4 protein-coding genes are annotated in these 1,887 nt (G+C 64.7%); 2 read left to right on the top strand and 2 right to left on the bottom strand.

The genetic code is table 11. From position 1 onward, the window contains the following. The coding region (locus A5652_RS29085) for a hypothetical protein (RefSeq protein ID WP_369805750.1) at positions 1 to 113 on the top strand (113 nt) is incomplete at its 5' end. Positions 114 to 128: 15 nt separating this feature from the next. Here the strand turns inward: A5652_RS29085 and A5652_RS04885 are convergent. After that, entirely contained in the window at positions 129 to 683 is a 555-nt protein-coding gene (locus A5652_RS04885) for a TetR/AcrR family transcriptional regulator (RefSeq protein WP_067347195.1), read from the bottom strand. After that, complete coding sequence (locus A5652_RS04880; protein WP_067347192.1) at positions 667 to 1,113, bottom strand: SRPBCC family protein; 447 nt, start codon at positions 1,111 to 1,113, stop codon at positions 667 to 669. The genes A5652_RS04885 and A5652_RS04880 overlap by 17 nt, the downstream gene beginning before the upstream one ends. A gap of 176 nt (positions 1,114 to 1,289) precedes the next feature. Between A5652_RS04880 and A5652_RS04875 the strand changes: the two genes are divergently transcribed. Then, on the top strand, positions 1,290 to 1,887 hold a 598-nt coding region (locus A5652_RS04875; protein ID WP_197513760.1), incomplete at its 3' end, for a ribonucleotide-diphosphate reductase subunit beta.

The following is a 1,887-nucleotide window of genomic DNA, read 5'->3' as shown; positions in this document are numbered from 1 at the left end:
CCGTGCTCTGGGGCGGCTACACCTGGGAGTACTGGCGGGCGACGCGTTCGGTCAAGCCGGACGAATATCAGTTCTACGGCGTGAACATGGGCAGCTCCGCGGCCGCGTCCTGACTGCGGTTGCCCGAATCATCGCCGGTCCGTGAGGAGTTCGGCGAAGGCTCGCGCGGCCGCGTCTACACCTGCGTCGTCATCGGTGGCCACCAGATCAAGCAGCAGTCCGCGTACAACGGCCAGCCCCAGGCGCGCCAGGGCGGCGTCGACCGGGGCCTCGACGGCGTTCTTCAGGGCCTCAACCGCCGTCAGCCAGCTGTGAACGGCTCCGGGAACCATTCGGGCGAAAGGCTTTTCGCCCTGCACTGCGCGGGCGTAGCACTCGAAGAAGAGGCGCTCGGATTCGCGCAGTTCGGGTCGGCGTAGGTCGGCCCACATCGCGGCAAAACCCTGGGCGGGGTCGGAGGGCAGTTCGGCCAGCAGCCCCATCTGGCGGCGCTCGACTTCTTCGACGATCGCCACGAGCAGATCCTCTCGAGAGCCGAAGTGGTGCAACAACATCCGGTGGCTGGTGCCGACAGCGGCGGCCACCTCGCGCAGCGATCGGTCGCCGATGCCGCCGGTGGCGAACTCGGCGACGAGTGACTCGAGGAGTTGCCGACGCCGTTCGGTGTCAGGAGTGCGCGCCATCGGCGCGGCTGAGCTGCTCGGAGCGGGCCTTGAGGCCCTGGGCTTCCAGGTCGAGGAAGCGTTTGGTCTTCTTGACCATCAGCCGCCCGACGAGGGCACCCAACAACCCGCCCTGGTCGAGTCGCTGGCGCACCAGCGTGCGGCCGCCGGGCTGCGCGATGACGTCATGACGAGCGGCGACCCGCACCGCGGGAGAGCTCTGCACCCAAGTCCACGACCTGCCCGGTTCGATCTCGGTGACCTTCCAGATCAGCTTTGACATCCCGGGTTGCTTGATCGCGAACCGTCTGCCGATGGCGAGGGTCGGGGCGTCCAGACCGACCAGCGAGGTCACCGACGCGGTCCAGTCGGGCCAGTGCTCGACGTCGGTGAAGACATCCCAGACGAGTTGCGGCGGTGCGTCGATGTCGACGCCGTCTTCGATAATCATGTACCATTTGGTACATGATTATCGCGCATACTGGAGGACGAAACTTAATTGGGGCGGCTTCAGACGCTCGCGACACGTAGACACAAGTTCTTGTGTTCCACTGCGTTGTCACACCCCAGGGGTAGTGTCGGGAGCTGAGATTCATCCGGCGCAACGGTGTGTGAAGTGGGGTTCTGGTGAGCGAAAACATGAAGCTGATCGACCGCGTTTCGGCGATCAACTGGAACCGGCTGCAAGACGAAAAGGACGCCGAAGTCTGGGACCGGCTCACCGGAAACTTCTGGTTGCCCGAGAAGGTGCCGGTGTCCAACGACCTGCCGTCGTGGGGCACGCTGACCGCCCACGAAAAGCAGATGACCATGCGGGTCTTCACGGGCCTGACCCTGCTGGACACGATCCAGGGCACCGTCGGGGCGGTCAGCCTGATTCCGGACGCGCTGACCCCGCACGAAGAAGCGGTCTACACGAACATCGCCTTCATGGAGTCCGTGCACGCGCGCAGTTACAGCAACATCTTCTCCACGCTCTGCTCGACGGCCGAGATCGACGACGCGTTCCGCTGGTCGGAGGAGAACCCCAACCTGCAGCGCAAGGCCGAGATCGTCATGCAGTACTACAAGGGAGACGAACCGCTCAAGCGCAAGGTCGCCTCGACCCTGCTGGAGAGCTTCCTGTTCTACTCCGGCTTCTACCTGCCGATGTACTGGTCGAGCCGCGCCAAGCTGACCAACACCGCCGACATGATCCGACTGATCATCCGCGACGAGGCCGTGC

Source organism: Mycobacterium sp. 1165178.9, from assembly GCF_001673555.1.
In the GTDB taxonomy this organism is placed as follows: Bacteria; Actinomycetota; Actinomycetes; order Mycobacteriales; family Mycobacteriaceae; genus Mycobacterium.
This window is presented reverse-complemented; position numbering and strand designations above follow the sequence as displayed.